General features: G+C 35.1%; 17 protein-coding genes. 13 read left to right on the forward strand and 4 right to left on the reverse strand.

Going from position 1 to position 17,354, the window contains the following annotated elements; all coding sequences use genetic code 11:
* Positions 1–201: 201 nt before the first annotated feature.
* The 13 genes from PFY09_RS18460 to PFY09_RS18520 all read left to right on the forward strand — a co-directional run bounded on the left by PFY09_RS18460 (position 202) and on the right by PFY09_RS18520 (position 12,089).
* Positions 202–1,782, forward strand: a complete 1,581-nt coding sequence (locus PFY09_RS18460; protein ID WP_271160667.1) for an RHS repeat-associated core domain-containing protein — start codon at positions 202–204, stop codon at positions 1,780–1,782.
* A gap of 356 nt (positions 1,783–2,138) precedes the next feature.
* The gene (locus PFY09_RS18465) at positions 2,139–3,188 is read left to right on the forward strand and encodes an RHS repeat domain-containing protein (protein ID WP_271160668.1); all 1,050 of its coding nucleotides are present in this window, start codon (positions 2,139–2,141) and stop codon (positions 3,186–3,188) included.
* Positions 3,188–3,577 carry a hypothetical protein gene (locus PFY09_RS18470; protein ID WP_271160669.1) on the forward strand — a complete coding sequence of 130 codons (390 nt, stop codon included), beginning with the start codon at positions 3,188–3,190 and terminating at the stop codon, positions 3,575–3,577. The genes PFY09_RS18465 and PFY09_RS18470 overlap by 1 nt, the downstream gene beginning before the upstream one ends.
* 120 nt (positions 3,578–3,697) lie before the next feature.
* Positions 3,698–4,693: an RHS repeat domain-containing protein gene (locus PFY09_RS20820; RefSeq protein WP_333781129.1), complete on the forward strand. Its 996-nt coding sequence runs from the start codon at positions 3,698–3,700 to the stop codon at positions 4,691–4,693.
* Between the two features lie 15 nt (positions 4,694–4,708).
* On the forward strand, positions 4,709–5,272 hold the full coding sequence (locus tag PFY09_RS18480; RefSeq protein WP_271160670.1) for a hypothetical protein: 564 nt from the start codon (positions 4,709–4,711) through the stop codon (positions 5,270–5,272).
* Between the two features lie 249 nt (positions 5,273–5,521).
* On the forward strand, positions 5,522–5,668 hold the full coding sequence (locus PFY09_RS18485) for a hypothetical protein (protein ID WP_271160671.1): 147 nt from the start codon (positions 5,522–5,524) through the stop codon (positions 5,666–5,668).
* Positions 5,619–6,251: a hypothetical protein gene (locus PFY09_RS18490; protein ID WP_271160672.1), complete on the forward strand. Its 633-nt coding sequence runs from the start codon at positions 5,619–5,621 to the stop codon at positions 6,249–6,251. The genes PFY09_RS18485 and PFY09_RS18490 overlap by 50 nt, the downstream gene beginning before the upstream one ends.
* A gap of 373 nt (positions 6,252–6,624) precedes the next feature.
* A complete protein-coding gene (locus tag PFY09_RS18495; protein WP_271160673.1) occupies positions 6,625–7,443 on the forward strand; it encodes a hypothetical protein in 819 nt (272 codons plus the stop codon).
* 171 nt (positions 7,444–7,614) lie between these two features.
* Positions 7,615–8,010, forward strand: coding sequence for a hypothetical protein (locus tag PFY09_RS18500; protein WP_271160674.1), 396 nt, complete (start codon positions 7,615–7,617; stop codon positions 8,008–8,010).
* Positions 8,011–8,020: 10 nt separating this feature from the next.
* Positions 8,021–8,752 carry a CsgE family curli-type amyloid fiber assembly protein gene (locus PFY09_RS18505; RefSeq protein WP_084196397.1) on the forward strand — a complete coding sequence of 244 codons (732 nt, stop codon included), beginning with the start codon at positions 8,021–8,023 and terminating at the stop codon, positions 8,750–8,752.
* A gap of 11 nt (positions 8,753–8,763) precedes the next feature.
* Positions 8,764–9,171: a curli production assembly/transport component CsgF gene (locus PFY09_RS18510; RefSeq protein ID WP_271160675.1), complete on the forward strand. Its 408-nt coding sequence runs from the start codon at positions 8,764–8,766 to the stop codon at positions 9,169–9,171.
* A gap of 31 nt (positions 9,172–9,202) precedes the next feature.
* Entirely contained in the window at positions 9,203–10,567 is a 1,365-nt protein-coding gene (locus PFY09_RS18515) for a CsgG/HfaB family protein (RefSeq protein ID WP_271160676.1), read from the forward strand.
* Positions 10,568–10,577: 10 nt separating this feature from the next.
* On the forward strand, positions 10,578–12,089 hold the full coding sequence (locus tag PFY09_RS18520; protein ID WP_271160677.1) for a carboxypeptidase-like regulatory domain-containing protein: 1,512 nt from the start codon (positions 10,578–10,580) through the stop codon (positions 12,087–12,089).
* A gap of 210 nt (positions 12,090–12,299) precedes the next feature.
* Here the strand turns inward: PFY09_RS18520 and PFY09_RS18525 are convergent, their stop codons facing one another.
* From PFY09_RS18525 to PFY09_RS18540, 4 genes are all read right to left on the reverse strand, one after another.
* On the reverse strand, positions 12,300–12,947 hold the full coding sequence (locus tag PFY09_RS18525; protein WP_271160678.1) for a response regulator transcription factor: 648 nt from the start codon (positions 12,945–12,947) through the stop codon (positions 12,300–12,302).
* A 331-nt stretch (positions 12,948–13,278) separates the two neighbouring features.
* Positions 13,279–14,163, reverse strand: a complete 885-nt coding sequence (locus tag PFY09_RS18530; protein WP_271160679.1) for a tetratricopeptide repeat protein — start codon at positions 14,161–14,163, stop codon at positions 13,279–13,281.
* A 100-nt stretch (positions 14,164–14,263) separates the two neighbouring features.
* Positions 14,264–15,682 (reverse strand): T9SS type A sorting domain-containing protein, encoded by a 1,419-nt coding sequence (locus PFY09_RS18535; protein ID WP_271160680.1) that lies wholly within the window; start codon positions 15,680–15,682, stop codon positions 14,264–14,266.
* An 80-nt stretch (positions 15,683–15,762) separates the two neighbouring features.
* A complete protein-coding gene (locus tag PFY09_RS18540; protein ID WP_256039297.1) occupies positions 15,763–17,322 on the reverse strand; it encodes an Rne/Rng family ribonuclease in 1,560 nt (519 codons plus the stop codon).
* Positions 17,323–17,354: the final 32 nt, after the last annotated feature.

Raw genomic sequence — 17,354 nt, forward strand, 5'->3', positions numbered from 1 at the left:
CGAAAAGATACGGGTATGCCTATGATAAAATTAACAGGTTAACGGCAGGGTTTTACCAGAATCCCCAAAACCCGAACAGTAAAGAGAATACGGAATCTTTAGCGTATGATCTGAACGGGAATATCACCAGTCTTTACAGAACCTCGGTTCTGGAATATGGGAATACAACGCCGACCATGATTGATAACCTGCAATACATCTATGCTTCCGGCAATACGCAACAGGCTTACCAACATCAATGATTATGCACAGAATGCAACAGGATATGAAGGCGGCGGACAAACCATCGGATATGATGTGAACGGAAACATGATCAGTATGCCGGATAAGGGAATCAGTGTGATCAAATACAATCATTTAAATCTTCCCCATCATCTGGAATACAGCAGGGACGGCATTGAAATGGTGAAACTGGACACAAAATACCGCGCCGACGGAACAAAGCTCCGTAAGGTAAACACCACAACGATTTCCGGAATTAACGGCTACACAACCTCTGTAAAGACCATCGATTACCTTGACGGCTTCCAGTATCAGAATATCACTAATTCAGGTGGCGGAGGCGGTGGAAGCTCTTCTTTTTCGGCTTCAAATCTTGAAAGTTCACGAGCGATGGAGACGCAGGCGTTCAGTCTTGTGGACATTGGAGGGCTGGAACCTGTCGGAATGCTGAAGAATTCTGAACTACAGTTTTTGCCGACTTCAGAAGGATTTTACGATTACATAAAAAATCAATATATTTACCAGTATAAAGATCACTTGGGAAATACAAGGGTAAGTTTTGGGAAAAACAGCGCAGGAGTTCTAGAAATTGTGGATGCTAATGATTATTATCCTTTTGGAATGAATCATTTGAAGAGCGGAAATTCTTTCTTCGGAGCGAGTTCGTATAAGAATTATAAGTACAATGGAAAGGAGCTTCAAGAAACGGGCATGTATGATTACAGTGCAAGGTTTTATATGGCTGATATCGGACGTTGGGGTGTTCAAGATTTATTAAGTGAATTTTACTATTCATACTCGCCATATAATTATGTTGGTAATAATCCCATTATCAGGACAGATCCTACAGGAGCAGATTGGTACACAGACAAAGATGGTAATTACCAATATAATTCCAATCTTAATAAAGATAACGCAGATAAGTTCTTTAAAGACAATAAAATTGAAGGAGCAAAATATTTCGCGGCTAGTGGTAAAGCTATTTCTGGATATAATTTAGGAAAAGATAATCAAGAAATTACTTCAAGTTATAATTTAAATAGTGATGGCTCAGTAACTGATAATATTTTAGGTAAAAACATTGATGCTGGTTCAACAGGTCAATTAGGAGAAACAGGTAAATCTGTGACTGCTGTGGATGATAGACCGACAGGTGATTTAAATAAGAATGGTGATAAATTTTATTCGAATGATAAAAATACATATCAATTAAATAATAATCATTGGGTTAAATTATCTGGTCAAATGGTTGATGCAAATGCTCTTCATGCTGGTGGAATGGGATCTATTTATTCAACTCACAATTCTATTACCTTAGTAGATCGTGCTATTTATAATGATAATTTAACAACCATTTTTGATTATACAATTGATTTAAAAGGATTGGCAGTTGGTATGGGTTTATCTTCTATAGAGAAAGGGAAATTTGAAAAACCTTCTATAAAAGGTCTTGTAATTGGGTTTATTTATAATTTTTATTCAGGAACTTTTAATCAATTAAATTCAATAAGAGAACATGATGAAAACGCTGAGAAAAATATAAATCAGAATAAAAAGTAATGATAAACGGTAGAATTATTATAAGAGCAATTATATATTTATTGAAATTTTGTGGAATTATCATAGGGATTGATATTATATATAATATTATAGTGCATCATCAATTAAAATCAGTTAATATAATATTTGATATTATTTTTGGCTTTCTTTTTTGGATACTATTTCTTTTTTCTGACAGATTGCGGTCTCATAAGTAATATTTTGACATATATGATACGTGGGCAATAATAAAGAACCCTGACCTGATCTCGCGGATTTGTAATCCGTGAGCAATAATAAAGAACCCACCGCAATAGCGGTGGGTTTTATGTTATAATGAGCTACATTTTTATTAAAGAAGTCTTTAAATTTTAGTAGTGAGTATTATTTTTTATGTTAATAAATTTTGCAGAAATAATCAATATATTTACCAGTATAAAGATCACTTGGGAAATACAAGGGTAAGTTTTGGGAAAAACAGCGCAGGAGTTCTAGAAATTGTGGATGCTAATGATTATTATCCTTTCGGAATGAATCACCTAAAAAGTGGAAATTCATTCTTTGGATCAAGTTCGTATAAGAATTATAAATACAACGGGAAGGAGCTTCAAGAAACGGGCATGTATGATTATGGGGCGAGATTTTATATGGCTGACATCGGACGTTGGGGTGTGGTGGATATGAAAGCAGAGAAATACAATTCTATGTCTCCTTATAATTATACAGCTAATAATCCCATAATATTTATTGATCCTGATGATAAGGATTTAATAGTTACAACTTTTGGAGATCAACAAAGAGTATTTGATATATTTAAAAATATTATCCAAAATGATTTTGGAAATAATGTAACAGTAAATATAGATAAGAGTGGATTGGTATCTTTTGTACTTGCAGAAGGAGCTGTTCTTTCTGGTGTTCAGCAACGATTATATGATGCATATAGTATGCTACTCGCTCCAGGTTCTAAAACTACAATATCATTGACAGAGAAAAGCAGTAAAACCTTAATAGGTGGATTTGATATTTCTTTAGGAGATGATGGTAAAAAATATCAAAACACTGTCGATTTATGGGATGTACAACATGCTGCAACTGAAAACAATTTAGCATCAACGGATATTTTTCATGAAGCATATGAATCTTTTTTGGCACAGAATGTTCCTGAGGTAGCAAGTTTATCTCAAGATAATGCTTATGACGTTGTACATCCTATGGCAGTTACTAAAGGAGATGAAATACAAGGAGTAAAATCAGGAGAAAATAAAGACGGTAATATAAATACTAAAATAATGAGTTTTACTAATTATCAAAACTTCACTGATAAAAATGGTAACCAAATGCATAGGGTTGTTGTATATCAAAATGGAAATGTAGTTTCTTCTAAAGAGAAAAAAGGGAACATTAACCTTAATGAAATACAATAATGAAAAGGAATTTATTTTTAAGTGTTTGCTTATTATTGTTTTATTCATGCAATTCCAGCAAATTAAGCACTAAAGAAAGTATTGATATTAAGGACTCCATTCAGGTTTCCAATTTTGTGATAAATTCTGGTTTATGCGATAAATTAAGATATATTGAAGATAACAAAAATTATTTTTCAGAAAATATTGGTTACTCTTCGTTAATAATTTTTGATATTAATAAAAAAGAAAAAACAACTCTCAATATTACGTTAGGAAATAAATACAGAAAAACTACCAAAGAAGAAAGAAAGAAGCAAGTTCAGGATTATATTGATAATTTAAAAAATAGAGTGAATTGTAATAAACCACCCGATCTCCTGAAGCAGCTGCCACAAAGGCAGAAATGACAACTCCTGATCTCGCGGATTTATAATCCATGAGCAATAATAAATAACCCACCGCTTTGCGGTGGGTTTTGTGTTATAATAAAGCTGCATTTTTATTAAAGAAGTCTTTAAATTTTAGTAGTGAGCATTATTTTTTATGTTAATAAATTTTGCAGAAATAATCAATATATTTACCAGTATAAAGATCACTTGGGAAATACAAGGGTAAGTTTTGGGAAAAACAGCGCAGGAGTTCTAGAAATTGTGGATGCTAATGATTATTATCCTTTCGGAATGAATCACCTAAAAAGTGGAAATTCTTTCTTTGGATCAAGTTCGTATAAGAATTACAAGTACAATGGGAAGGAATTGCAGGAGACGGGCATGTATGATTATGGAGCAAGATTCTATATGGCAGACATCGGACGTTGGGGCGTCGTAGATCCGCTCGCGGAGAAGTACAGAAGGCATTCTGTTTATAATTACGCTGTAAACAATCCTATTCGATTTATAGATCCTGATGGTCGTGGTGTTAACGATATTGTAATTAAGTATGGAAATAATGAATCAATACGGTTATCATCCGTTAATGATATTCAAAAACTAAAAGGGATTGACAATAGTTTTGTTAAATCTGCATATCAGGCTTTAAATGCTATGAGCACCCAAAAGGATGTGGTTGATGCGTTAAATAATTCTAAAACGACTCAACTAGTAGAATCTTCAGTGACTGTTTTTAATAGTTCGGATCAAACAACTAAATGGAATCCAACTCTGGGAGGGGAAGGATTAACAACAGGAGAAATACTTTCACCAGCATCTTCATTAGTTCACGAACTTAACCATTTTAATCTTTGGAGTGTAGATGAAGGTGTATCGCTTGACGTATACGATCAAACCCCTATTGAAGGTTTTAATAGTTCTTTATCTGAATATAAAGCTGTAGAAGCAGAAACTGCATCAAATAATGGTGTAGCCGTAAGAAACAGTTATGATGATATAAAACCCGTTGTTACAGAAGGACCATTATCGAAAACAAAAGTAAAAGATTACACTCTTCCAGATTCTATTAAAAATCAAAACCAAAGAAATAAACAAATTGAAGCAGAAATTAAAAAAACTATCAAAGGGAATTAATTAAATATTTTAAAAATGAAAATTTGTTATATATTTTTCTTTATCAGCTTATTTCAACAAGTATTTTCTCAATCCTGTAATTGTCCTATAGATGGAGGAAAAATTATAAAGTGTTATAAAAATAATGAGGCTCAACAGGTATATAAAGGAACTTTTTTAAAGGATAATCCTGATATAACTCCTGTTGATTTAACTATTGTAACTAATAATGAGAATGCTATAGTAAGATCAATTGTAAATGGTAAAGTAGTTGATGTTGGTAGTGAATTAGATTATATTGCAATAATATATGATGATAATCAGGTTATTATTTATGATTTAATGAAAGATGTTGTTCTTAAAAAAAATGATATTGTAGAAAAGGGGACAATATTAGGCAAGGTCAAATTAAATAGTTTTACTCCGAAGAATTATAAAGAAATTTTAAATTATGTTGGAGAAATCTACAGTATAAACCTAAGTTTTTATTACATTGATAGTAAAACCGCAGATATGATACACAATCCTATTTCTATGGATAAAATAACTTGTGAAACTATTATCTGTAAAAATTGCCAACCTAAGATTTATGGTATGTAATTTTGATCAGAACATTGTAATGTTCCAAATATATTGGCTTTAAAGTTTTAAAACCTAAAATAAACCACTGCAATCCGCAGTGGTTTTTAGTACGATCGAAATACAATTTCTGTTGTAAATCATCATTTTATAGAATAAAAAGATTTGATTTTGCCTATCGTTCTGCTAAAATACTTTGTAATATATTAACACTGATTATTGCTACGATAGAATCTCATTTTTATTAACTTTTTGTAAATCAATCGCATCATGGATAAACAAACAGCAATTGAAAAATTAAAGGCTATGGCAAATGAGCAAAAAGACAGCCTTAAAAAATTCTTGGCAAAAGAAATATTAACGCACGATGAATCGATTACACCTCAACATCCGCGGATGGATGACCAAGATCAATGATCCTGCAAACCTTAACGGAAAACTGTTCGGGTATAAAGTAAAATACAGTGAAATGGAAGGGCTTGAAACACCCAATACAGACTTTTCTACTCTGAAAGTAAAACCGAAATACAACGGCAATATTGCGGAAGTAGACTGGAGAACAGGAACAACCACAGGAGACAACCTGAGAAGATACGGCTATGTTTATGATGGAGTGAACAGACTACTGGCAGGATTTTACCAGAAAGACACTAATCCTTCGGCAAAGGAATACTTCGAAAAGATGGAATATGATCTTAACGGAAATATATCCAATCTGAAAAGATCTGCGCAATCTCAGCAAGGCGCTCCTGCATTTAATATTGATGATCTTGGATATATTTATACCGGAAACAGGCTTACTTCCGTTACCGATTCCTCAACAGATTACAGAGGTTATCCGGATACTTCAGGAAACACGATTTCCTACGACCTGAACGGAAATATGAAAGATCATAAGGATAAAGGTATTCTTCAGATTGATTATAATTTTTTAAATCTTCTGAAATATATTAAGTTCAGTGATTTTGCAAGTTACGACAGGAGCATAAAGTATATGTAAATACGAATTATCTTTACAGAGCAGATGGCTCAAAGATCAGGAAAGTACATAATTATAAGGATCCTTGCTGTCCTAAACACATCATTAGGATTTTGTTTAAAAGAATCATCAGTATTGATTGCAGATAATATTTTACAGTTAAAGATTTCCTTTTTTCAATCTTATCAACTCGATGAAATGAGATTTTTCGTGAGAAATCATAAGCTCAGCCCGTATTTTCCCCTAATCAGAACCCGTGATGCGGTAAAACCAGCAAACGGTGACAAAACCGTACTGTAATCGGTGATTTTTAAAATTTACCATTTTATTGTGGTTCGCGGAGTTCCTGTACAGCCTACCTTTGTCTTACTATTAACCAATTAATTTTAATAATATGAAAAACTTAGTTACAGGTGTATTTACACTATTGGCCATGGGGTTCACATTTGCACAGGCAAATATGGACATGAGCACTCAAAACGGAAACATGAACGTTGCTACAGTAGACCAGACAGGTCTGATGAACGTAAATCAGTTGAATCAGGATGGTAACAGAAACACTGCGGATATTGATCAGGTTGGAATTTTAAACACAAATGAGGCAGAAAGTTTAGGAAACCGAAATGCTGTAGACGTAGAGCAGACCGGTATCGGAAATTCAAATCTTACAAGCCAGACCGGAAATCGTAACGAAGCTACAACATGGCAGGTAGGTATGCTGAATTCTACACAGCAGACACAGCTCGGAACAAGAAATGAAACATCTTCTACACAGTGGGGAAATATGAATACCGCTGTTCAGTATCAGGACGGGGTAAGAAATGATGCTTCCTCTTTCCAGTGGGGGAATAGCAATGCTGCTACCCAGATCCAGTTAGGACAGAGAAACGAAGCTTCCTCCACTCAGGTAGGTGATGAGAACACTTTGCTGCAATATCAGCAGGGTAATGATAACAGTGCAACAAATATTCAGACAGGCGATAATAACATTGCTGCAGCCTTCCAGGTGGGAGACGATAATATGGCAATGGGAAGCCAGACAGGAGACGACAACCTGTTGGTTCAACTGCAGATCGGGGATGGAAACAGCGCTATGAATACACAGTCCGGTGACGGAAATCTGGCGGCGGTAAGCCAAAGCGGAGACGCACACATCCACGTTGGAAATCAAATAGGAAACAATAATTCTTTAATGGTTAATCAATCAAATTAGTACTTCTGTAATCTGAAGTTTGGGAGAGACTGCGGTCTCTCCTTTTGATTTTTTAACAGCCATTTTCAGTCGGTATTTCTACGTAACTGAAACCAGTGATTTTAAAAGATTACCGATTACACGTGTTTTGTGCCATGTTACATTAGACTAACTTTATCAAAATTAATAATCATGTGTACTCTAAGATGGGGTGTCTTTGCAATGTTCTTTTTCCTATCTGTAAAATCTCAACAGATAGATTGGGACAGGATTAACAGCAATAATGTTCTCAGCGTTATCACTGTACAGAATCAGGATCTTGCAGCTTCCTCCGATATTATTCAGATGGGTAACGGTAATCATGCAGAGCTTTCCATCAATGCCAAAACAGATATTGCGGTGATACAGTCGGGAGACTATAATGCGCTTTACTTTGTGAATTCATTTTCGGAAGCAGAAACAAAAACTGCAGTTACAACTCAAGGCAATAACAATATTATTGATATCACGGGAAGCAACAGTATATCCGAAGGTTTGCAGATCCACGTAAAAGGCGATAACAAAACCATCTTCATGAGGAATTATTAAAAATCAGGTGATGAAAAACAGGTTTTCCTTTATTTTGTGTACTTTTTTTATCCTTCTGTCACACACCACTTTCAGTCAGGAGGATAAAAAAGTCACGGTAAAAATAGAAAGCAAAGTCGTTGAAGACCAGATTCAGCTGAAAGCAGTGGTTGCCAATAACACCTCAATCTATGCAGAACTGAATTATCTTCTGATTTCAATTAAAAAAGGAAACGGAGGAAACCTTTCCAACAACAAGCAGAGCGGTAAATTTTCAATTAATCCCAATGAAGTAAAGGTTTTGTCTGAAATAAACGTAAATCTTGAAAAAAAAGACGCTTTAAAAGCTTTTCTCTATGTAAAAGATGAAGAAACCCAGAAGCTTATTGCGAAAGACAGTCTTGAGCTCAACGGAGATTTGTTCAGAAAGAAAATTGCAGGAATTGAAGAAGATGTTTTTTTCGAATTAAAAGGTTTAACGATTGATGAAACCAAAAGCAAAGTAGGAAAGGACTTCTATGATATGTTTTATATGAATTACAGCCAGATTCAGGATAAACTCAATGCCGCTGTAAAAATTTCAGAACTTCCCGTCCGCGGAACCAACGGACAGATCAATATCGAAATTGAAGATAAAATTATATACAGTTTTATAACCAACCCAAGCGAAGATTACCTGAAAGAACAGTTGGTTGCCACTTTAAAGTATATAAAAGAATTTAATGCTAAAAAAAATCTGATTAAGAATGAATTCATCTATTAATAACACCAGCCATGAAAACTCTTATTACTCTACTCAGCATTTTTGCGGGAATTTTCTCAGGAAAAGCACAACAGCTCGTTTACAAACCCATTAATCCCGCTTTCGGAGGAGATACATTTAATTATCAGTGGCTTTTAAGCTCTGCCAATGCTCAGAATCAGTTTGATGATAAAAAAAGCAACAGCTTACTCGATAATTTTAATTCTCTCGACAGCTTCAGCCAGAGCCTTAACCGTCAGGTTTTGAGTGAGCTGTCCAGAAAATTATTTGCAGACCAGTTCGGAGAAGGAAGTATTCAGCCGGGAAATTACCTGTTCGGCTCCATTTACTTACAGATTACCGCTACCGCTCAGGGACTGCTGATTAACATTTTGGATACCAAAACAGGCGATCAGTCCGAGATTGTTATTCCAAAATAAAGAAGATTACCAATTACTAATTTTTTTGACCATGAGATCCACAACCTATACCAGAATTTTTTTCTGGGTGATAACGCTGTGCATTCTACAGGCATGCAGCTCTTTGCTCGGATTGCCCTCCAGTCCGGAAAAGTCTACGCTTGGCGAAAGCACGCAATACACCACAGAACTTAAAAATTTACCCCTGCCCAAAGAAAAAATCGTGATCGGAGTATACAAATTCCGGGATCAGACAGGGCAGTACAAACCTGCTGAAAACGGAAACAACTGGAGTACAGCTGTTCCGCAGGGAACCACCACCATTTTAATTAAAGCATTAGAAGACAGCAAATGGTTTATCCCGATTGAAAGAGAAAATATTGCCAACCTCTTAAACGAAAGGCAGATCATCCGTTCCACAAGGCAGGAATACCTTAAAGATACCGATAAAAACACTCAGGCATTGCCTCCGCTCTTATACGCCGGAATTTTACTCGAAGGCGGCGTTATTTCCTATGACAGCAATATTATGACAGGCGGACTGGGTGCACGATATTTCGGGATCGGGGCTTCTACACAATACAGACAGGATCGGATTACCATTTATCTGCGTGCCGTTTCTACATTAAATGGCGAAATTCTTAAAACCGTCTATACTTCAAAAACTATTCTTTCTACGAGCGTTAACGGAAGTTTTTTCAGATATATCGATACCGAAAGATTGCTGGAAGCAGAAGTCGGTTTAACGCAGAACGAGCCTGTTCAGCTTGCCGTAACCGAAGCTATTGAAAAAGCGGTAAAAGGATTGATTGTGGAAGGAATTAAAGATAAGATCTGGGGAAAATCAGCCGATAATATCGAGAATTATCAGGCAATACTGGATGAATATGACAGAGAACAGCAAAATAATGTAAACAGAGCGATCGGAAATAAATTTCCGGGCAGTTACCGAAAGAATTTTGCTGTTTTCGGAAACGTGGAAGCACAAAAAATTAAAGACGATTACGTAAATCCCAAAATGAATATTGGCGGAAAACTGGGTTTTAAATATTTCATGAATCCTAATTTCAATCTTGAATTCAATTCAAACGTATTTACATTAGAAAATGAAAACATTGTAAAAAGAACTTTCCTTGTTCCGGAAATTAATATCGAATATCTGCTTTTCCCGAAATATAAATTCACACCCTACATTTATGGTGGAGCAGGAGTGATGTATTCTGAGATCAAACCTCAGTACAAAGCACAGTTTGGCGGCGGCTTCGAGTATATTTTTGCTAAAAATGTAGGCTTAAGAGCATCTTCTCAGTACGATCTGGGTTTTAAAGATCAATGGGAGGGGCTTATCAACGGGCAAAGAAAAGATCAGGCACTGAGATTTTCGCTGGGACTTAATTTTTATATCGGTAACCAATAAACCCTGAACTATGAAAACAATACTTAAAATATTCAGTATAATTATTTTTTCCCTGCTTCTGTTTTCCTGCAATGAAGAGCTTGTAGATCAGGCACAGACAGGAACGCTAAAAGGGAAAGTAGTAAAAAGAGGAACCAATGCCCCGATTGCCAATGTGAAGATTTTCACTTCTCCCAGTACACAGACTGTGTTTTCCGCAGCAGACGGATCTTTTGAAATTACAGGAATGCCTATCGGGAATTATTCTGTAAAAGCAGAACTTACCGGCTACGTTACCAATTATCAGGCGGTTAATATTCAGACCAATAATCAGGCGGTGAGTGTGGTTTTTGAAATGGATGATGATAAATCTTTAAATTCTCCTCCCACAGCTCCGGTATTATTAAGTCCTGTTGATAATGCGGTCAGTCAGCCTTTAAGTGTAGAACTTACCTGGAATGCAAGCGATCCGGATACCAAAGACGAACTTACATACAGTTTAACAATTAAAAATAACGTTAATACAAATGTGGTTCAGGTAAATGATGTCATGGTAAAACATTACACCCTTTCCAATCTTAATTACGGAGTAAGCTATTTCTGGCAGGTTTCTGTTTCAGACGGAATCCATCCTCCGGTGATGAGTGCCATCGGTAAATTTACCACCAGTACAGTTCCAACGAACCGCTATCATTATGTTCGGAAACTCAACGGGAATCTGGTTATTGTTTCCAGTGATGCTTCAGGAACGAACTTTCAGTTTACCAATTCTTCTTTCAACAGTTGGCGTCCGAGAAAAAATAACAATTCAGGGCTGGTTGCTTTTTTAAGAACTGAAGGCGGAAGCAACCATATTTACACTGCAAATCCAGATGGTTCCAATCTTTTTAAGGTAACTACGGTTCCGGTTGCAGGCTTCATGAATGATGAGCTGGATTTTTCCTGGAGTACAAACGGACAGGAGTTTTTATATGCAAATTTTAATAAATTATACAGAATTAATAAAGACGGAAGCGGTCTGAATCTCGTTTACACCACGCCGGACGGAAGCATGATCTCCGAGTGCGACTGGAGCTATGACGGAACTAAAATAGCATTAAAAACCAATGATTACAGCGGTTACAATTCAAAAATTTACGTGATTGATATGCTGGGAAATGTTCTTAAAACCGTTCTCACGGGACTTCCCGGAGCCAGTGGCGGACTGAATTTTTCCGTCGACGGACAAATGCTGCTTTATTCGCGGGATATTTCAGGATATCAGGATACTTCCGGAAATTACAGACAATTGGATTCCCATGTTTTTGTCTATAATCTAACAACAAACACAAACCACGATATCTCGGTGGAAAGCGATAAGGTGATGGGAACCAACGATCTCGATCCCAGATTTTCGCCGAACAATGCTCAGGTAATTTTCATGAATACTTCTAATGATAACATCTCCCAACGGAATGTTATGGTTATTGATCTGAACAGCTCGATGACGGATCTCACTAGAGCTGTTCTTTTCAATAACGCGGAAATGCCGGATTACGAATAACGTTTATGAAATTACTGATCTGTGAATGGCCAATTCAAAGACATTCAGTGCGAATGGTTAGCTGTCAATCCTTAATTACCATTTGCCTGTAAAGTACAATTGGCTGTTCACCTTTTAATCGGAAACATTTTTTGATTTTTTCATGGTTCTTAAAAGGAAATTCCAAACCCGTAAGTTTGGAATTTTTTAATGAAAAAAAGGAGCTGTCGCTTAGTCTATGATATGATTTTCCAATGCATATTTTACAACTCCTACCGAATTTTTTACATTCAGTTTTAAAAGAATTCTTTTTCTGTGTGTTTCTACCGTGTTTATGCTTATGAAAAGTTTTTCAGAGATGTCTTTGCTGCTGAGTCCGTCGCAGATTAATTTCAGGATTTCCATTTCGCGCCTCGTTAACGGATCTTTTATTGAGTTTTTCCCGGTGTCCTGTTCGTTGCTGATGAAATTTACCATTCTGTCTTTTGCATGATTGCAGACATAAATTTCATTGGAAAGTAGGGCTTCTATTGATTTTATAAATTCATCGTAGCTGCTGTTTTTATCCAGGTAGCTTTTGATGCCTTTGTTGAATAATTTCCTGATGTCGATTACATCATAATCGTTTCCTATAATAATAATCTTAATCGCTTTATTTTCGGTGGTAATATTTTCCACAGATTTATATAGTTCCGTAAAAATCAGCATATTGGAACTGATCATGAGAAATTCCGGCGGATCGTCCTTCAAAAGTATTTTTAATGCTTCCGGGCAGTTGCAAATATCAATTGTCGTGAAAATTCCACTTTGTTCGAGAAGTTTTGAGAGCCCTTCCGTATACAACAGAGGTTCGTCGAAGATGGTTAATCTTGGTCTCATCATGATTAGTTTTAGTTTATATAAAAATAAGAAAAAAACATAATATTTTAATAAATATAATCAAAAAATATATGATTATTGTAGTTAAATGTGTAAAATATTTTATTTTTTTATGATTATTTGATAAATAATTCCCTTTAATTTGAGTTTTGAAGCCAAATTGTAGAGTTATTGATGATGAAGTTTCGTATTTATAGCGGTTTTGAATGGTTCATTTCAATTTAGAAAAATATTTAACTAACACTTTTGGGATTTGTTTTACCGGAAAATTTATTGACTGCAGATAAAGAGAATCCATTTCCTGTATGGTTATGTTCTTTGAATTTTATCATCATTTTGATAGTAAAACGTAAAATTTTGAAAAATTAAGAATTTTATACAGTCTTTTCTGAGTTTCTTTTTCGGATAAATTTTTAAACCCAAAATCATAAAGAACGACATCCCTATTCATGAATTTTACATAATAGATCGTGTTTTCAACGGTATTGATAGCTCCCTGTTTTGAATAAAGTGTCTTGAAAGATTCTTTAAAAAGCCTTTTGAGTTCCTTTTTTGTGTATTTTTTGGAAAGAATCTCATATAATTTCGTGACGGTAGGAGAATTTTCATGAACCATCGGTATGGCTGCAATCGGAATCAGAACATCACAGATTTTTTCATCGTCGTGAAGATTGGAATAGCATTCAGAATATAGGTATGCAATATAAGCTATTTCTGAAAATAGTTCGTTTCCGCAGGATATTCTTACCGGATTATTTTGGGCTAAATTAAGATATTGTATGGCTTCCCTGTAATTTTTTTGAATCATCTCAAGATGAGCCAGTTTTTTGTAGAGTTCATACAAAAACTGATTGTCTTCAGAATAGGGTATCCTTACAAAAGGGTCTTTTAAATTTTTATTTTGTTTAAAATAATTTAAAAGTTCAAGATATGATATTTTTGCCTGATCATAATTTTTCAGGGCAAATTGAGTAGAAGCCTTACCGCCTAAAACACTGAATTTATAATCTGACGAAGGAAATTTCACTAAAAATGTTTCATACTGCTCAAACAGTTCTTTGGATTTTGCATTAGCCAAGTCCAGTTTTCCATTCTCTACATCTTCTATAAATTCATTTTCATCTTTAATAATTCTTTCATAGGCTAACGAATCCTCTTTCTGACCAAAAGCAACAAAAAAAGACAACAATAGAATAAAGGAGAAAATGTTTCTCATTTCAGGTATTAGTTTTTATAATAAGCGTGTAAAATTATGAAAATCAGATCATAAAAAATCTCCGTAAAAATACGGAGATTTTAAATTTTATACGTTAAAATTAATTTTTGATAAGTTTTTTTGTTAAGATTTTTCCATTTTCAAAAGTGGTTTTTGCAATATAAACACCCTTTTGAAGCTCGGAAATATTAGAATTGTTTTCTCTAACGGTCTTTAGAAGCTCTCCGTCGATAGAATAAATGTCTATTTTGCCTATTTTTTCTTTCGATTTATAAACTAAATTTTGTCTTACAGGATTCTCAAAAGAAATATCATTCTCAGCTTTTGTAATATTTAGAGTTGATAATGTAGTCGTATTAAATAAATATTTTACAATACTTCCGCCAACATTTGAAATAATATTATTGTTGTTGACTATTATTTCTTCAATACTAGCAAAAGAACTGTCCGCATAATAACCAAAATCAGAAGCTATTGAGCCGCTTTGAGTGAGTTCTGTGAAAAAAACAGGAGATTCATCTGATCCGTAAGGAATATATGGATGAGAAGATTGGTTTCCTCCAATGTAATAATGTCCATCTTTTTCAATAATGCTTTTTGCTAAAGCAGTGGGATGTATTGCAGATAAAGCACAATTAAATGTGGTATCAAGAGTTCCATCAGGGTTAAGTCTAAAAACTTCATTACCGGCAGGATTTGATTTTGAAATAACAATCTTATTATTGCTGTCTATAATTGCTGTACTAAAAGGAGCAAAATCTAAATTAGACTGTAAAACACCATTATTTCCAAAGTTCATTAGCGGCTGTCCATTCGGATTGAATTTTTCAATGATGCTATTACTGTAGGGTGAGTTAATTTTAGTAAGACAAATAATATTAGATTGATTATCTAGTAGTACAAACGCGCCATAGTAAAAGTTTCCCTGAATTGCTACGGAACCATTAACTCCGAATGAGATATCCATACTTCCGTTAGCATTAAGCCTGTAGATAGCAGTAGAATTATAAACGAGTATTTTTCCATTTTGTAAGAGTAGTCCTAAAGAACGACCATTTGTATCACTGTTAAAATCATTAGATATAATAGAGGCTCCATTAGTTCCGAAAGTGGTATCTAGTTGTCCGCTTGGAAGTATTCTGTATATAATTCCTACATTGGCAGAACCGGAAATTCCACCACTCACATTACCGTAACCAAAAATTACAAGTTTTCCATCAGGTTGCATTTTGGATTGACATTGATAGGTGTAATAAGGTAACTGAATTTTTCCATTATTTCCAAAATTCGAATCCAGAATTCCATTAGTGGTAAGCTTATATACAAATGTTTCGTTACCATTCGGCACAGAATAAGATGAATAAATACTGCCATTGGAATCTTGAGTCATAGTCCATGAATAGCTATAATTGGCAACATCAGATAGTCCGTTTGAACCAAAAGAAAGATCTTTGGAAATAATCTGTGCAAAAGTAAGATGTACTACAGTAAGCAGCACAAGAAATAATAGTTTTCTCATTTGTGTTTAAAATTCTTTTGTGTAATCTGATACAAATATATAAAAAAACCTCTAGTTTTCTAGAGGTTTAAAATTTTGTATTAATTAGAATATCCTATCAATTCTTCTTTATTGGAATTGTAAATTCTGTATTCTAAATATTTAAAAGAATCCCTTGGAATAACGGTTACCCACTTTTTGTATTTCATAAACCATTTCATCTGGATGCTTTTTATTCCTTTCGTAAGGTAAGCTTCCACAAATGGATGTACATGCAGGTAAAGTTTTCCTTTTTCCTTTTGCATAATGGTTCTCAGGGTTTCTTCCATTCTTTCCACGATCACGATCGGAGCTACGATTTCTCCGTCTTTGTTCGGGTTTTCTTCTTTGGTGTCGATCTGTTTTTCCGGACGGTTTCTTTGTCTGGTAATCTGTATCAGCCCGAATTTACTCGGCGGAAGAATCTTATGGCGGGCTTTGTCTCGCTTCATTTCTTCTTTCAGATGTTCGTACAGATCTCTTCTGTGCTCTGCGTTGGGCATGTCGATAAAATCGATCACAATAATTCCACCCATATCACGGAGACGCAGTTGTCTTGCGATCTCGGTTGCTGCCATTTTATTCACCTTTAAGGCGTGTTCTTTGTTTACGGCAGCTCCGGTTGTGATATTATTTCCGGAGTTTACGTCGACTACGTGAAGCGCTTCTGTGTGTTCTATCACCAGATAAGCACCTTTTGAGCTTGGGATATTGACGTGTTTTCCAAAGCTTTGTTTGAGCTGTTTTTCAACATTGTAATATTCCAGAAGAGGAATATGGGAATTGTAAAAATGGACAATATTTTTCCTTTCCGGAGCGATAACTTCCAGATAGTTTTTCATTTCTTCCACCATCTGTTCGTCGTCGCAGGTAATGCTCACGAAATCCTGGTTGAAGTTGTCTCTTAAAATAGCTGAAGCTTTATCATCTTCGCTTAAGACTCTGGACGGAACTTTATTTTTCTGTATATTTTTGAAGGTTGTTTCCCACTTCTGAATCAGCTGATTCATATCATTGTGCAGGTCTGCAACTTTTTTGCCTTCGGCTACGGTTCTTATAATAACCCCGAATCCTTCAGGCTTGATGCTTTCGATTAAGGTTCTCAGTCTCTCTTTTTCTTCAAAGCTTTTCACTTTCTTGGAAATCGAAACTTTGTTATCGAAAGGAATAAGTACCAAAAAACGCCCTGTTAAAGAAACCTGAGTGGAAATTCTCGGTCCTTTGGTAGAAATGGGTTCTTTGGTAATCTGAAGCAGAACAAGATCGTCTTTGGCGATTACCTTGTCTACGGTTCCGTTTTTGTCTATTTCGGGTTGTATCTCGAAATTTTTTAAGCTTGAAGTATTCTGTTTTTTGGAAATGGTATCTCGTAAAAATTTTCTGTACGTAAGATACTGTGGTCCCAGATCCTGATAATGCAAAAAGGCATCTTTTTCGTATCCGATGTTTACGAAAGCTGCATTAAGGTTAGGTGCCAGTTTTTTTACTTTCCCAACAAACAAATCTCCAACTATAAAATCGCTTTTGTCCTCTTGCTCATGAAGTTCACATAGTCTTCCGTCTTCCAGCAGTGCAATCTTTGTAAGATCATCCTCATGCGAAACTATTAGTTCTTTCTTCATTTTGTTGTAAGATAAAATTGTTAAGATTGTAG

It is taken from the genome of Chryseobacterium gambrini, assembly GCF_027920505.1.
GTDB classification, from domain to species: Bacteria; Bacteroidota; Bacteroidia; order Flavobacteriales; family Weeksellaceae; genus Chryseobacterium; species Chryseobacterium gambrini.

What these genes read in the sequence shown, in the direction of transcription:
- PFY09_RS18490 (WP_271160672.1), top strand. Translation starts at nt 5,619, where the DNA reads ATGAATCGATTACACCTCAACATCCGCGGATGGATGACCAAGATCAAT.
- PFY09_RS18460 (WP_271160667.1), top strand. Translation starts at nt 202, where the DNA reads ATGCTTCCGGCAATACGCAACAGGCTTACCAACATCAATGATTATGCA.
- PFY09_RS18535 (WP_271160680.1), bottom strand. Translation starts at nt 15,682, where the DNA reads ATGAGAAAACTATTATTTCTTGTGCTGCTTACTGTAGTACATCTTACT.
- PFY09_RS18515 (WP_271160676.1), top strand. Translation starts at nt 9,203, where the DNA reads ATGAGATCCACAACCTATACCAGAATTTTTTTCTGGGTGATAACGCTG.
- PFY09_RS18485 (WP_271160671.1), top strand. Translation starts at nt 5,522, where the DNA reads ATGGATAAACAAACAGCAATTGAAAAATTAAAGGCTATGGCAAATGAG.
- PFY09_RS18540 (WP_256039297.1), bottom strand. Translation starts at nt 17,322, where the DNA reads ATGAAGAAAGAACTAATAGTTTCGCATGAGGATGATCTTACAAAGATT.
- PFY09_RS18530 (WP_271160679.1), bottom strand. Translation starts at nt 14,163, where the DNA reads ATGAGAAACATTTTCTCCTTTATTCTATTGTTGTCTTTTTTTGTTGCT.
- PFY09_RS18525 (WP_271160678.1), bottom strand. Translation starts at nt 12,947, where the DNA reads ATGAGACCAAGATTAACCATCTTCGACGAACCTCTGTTGTATACGGAA.
- PFY09_RS18500 (WP_271160674.1), top strand. Translation starts at nt 7,615, where the DNA reads ATGTGTACTCTAAGATGGGGTGTCTTTGCAATGTTCTTTTTCCTATCT.
- PFY09_RS18505 (WP_084196397.1), top strand. Translation starts at nt 8,021, where the DNA reads ATGAAAAACAGGTTTTCCTTTATTTTGTGTACTTTTTTTATCCTTCTG.
- PFY09_RS18495 (WP_271160673.1), top strand. Translation starts at nt 6,625, where the DNA reads ATGAAAAACTTAGTTACAGGTGTATTTACACTATTGGCCATGGGGTTC.
- PFY09_RS18470 (WP_271160669.1), top strand. Translation starts at nt 3,188, where the DNA reads ATGAAAAGGAATTTATTTTTAAGTGTTTGCTTATTATTGTTTTATTCA.
- PFY09_RS18480 (WP_271160670.1), top strand. Translation starts at nt 4,709, where the DNA reads ATGAAAATTTGTTATATATTTTTCTTTATCAGCTTATTTCAACAAGTA.
- PFY09_RS18510 (WP_271160675.1), top strand. Translation starts at nt 8,764, where the DNA reads ATGAAAACTCTTATTACTCTACTCAGCATTTTTGCGGGAATTTTCTCA.
- PFY09_RS18520 (WP_271160677.1), top strand. Translation starts at nt 10,578, where the DNA reads ATGAAAACAATACTTAAAATATTCAGTATAATTATTTTTTCCCTGCTT.